The 847-nt window shown below is 30.9% G+C and carries 2 protein-coding genes; both read left to right on the top strand.

The window, feature by feature from the left end; translation table 11 throughout:
• The coding region (locus ACF91D_RS30905; RefSeq protein ID WP_392438578.1) for a hypothetical protein at positions 1 to 181 on the top strand (181 nt) is incomplete at its 5' end.
• Between the two features lie 94 nt (positions 182 to 275).
• Positions 276 to 686 (top strand): YolD-like family protein, encoded by a 411-nt coding sequence (locus tag ACF91D_RS30900; RefSeq protein WP_392438577.1) that lies wholly within the window; start codon positions 276 to 278, stop codon positions 684 to 686.
• The last annotated feature ends 161 nt before the right edge of the window (positions 687 to 847 follow it).

Raw genomic sequence — 847 nt, 5'->3', positions numbered from 1 at the left:
CCAGATATCTAGGTCAGAAGATGGGAATGATTTTATAGGCATGGTTGCTACTTTAATACTCACTTTTTTAGCGGTTATGTTTATACTAATACTTAGCTATAAGATTTTTAGAGGATTTTATTTGCTGCCATTAATAGCTTTATGCTTGTATTTTAGATTTGGTACAAATGTAGGTAAATAATATAAATATATCTTAGCTCCCTATAATTTTAGGGAGTAATTTTTTATTTACATATACGAACGTTTGTTCTATATTATTCATGAGGTGATTATAAATGAAAAAGATTAGTCCAGGTATGCCTGAACCATATTGCTATGAAACAGATTATCGTAAGATACCTAGAGAATACCTTAACTCAAATATCCCACAAGGTAGAGGAATCGTTAAGTGGGCAGCATTTAAAACGTTACCGGAACAATATGAGCGCCTAGAACAGTACATAAAAGACCAAGATAAAATTGATAAACCGACGTTAAGTGACCACCAAATGAGTGAGTTGAATGATACGTTAATGATGAAAATGTTCCATGACCCACAGGCAGAAGTAAGTTATTTTGAAAACGGATATATTAAGAAGGCGGATGGGTTCATACACAAAGTAGATACGCATAATCAAGTGTTGCAAATGTATATTTATGAAGGATTATTTACTTTGAAATTAAGTGAAATAGTTGAAATAAAATAGGATACACATCAAAATTCTACAACGGTATGATACAATAAAATAAAACATTTAAAAAGCGGAGGGGTAATATGTTGAAGTTGATTGAAGAAATTAAAAATTATTTACCTAAAGAAGAAAAGCTGAGTGATGAAATAGTAGAAGTAAATGTTGGCGATATTGAT

The organism is Staphylococcus sp. 231237_7MaSpsaltlick (assembly GCF_043107035.1).
Note: the sequence above shows the minus strand (reverse complement) of the source record. Positions and strands in the feature narration are given on the sequence as shown.

What these genes read in the sequence shown, in the direction of transcription:
- ACF91D_RS30900 (WP_392438577.1), top strand. Translation starts at nt 276, where the DNA reads ATGAAAAAGATTAGTCCAGGTATGCCTGAACCATATTGCTATGAAACA.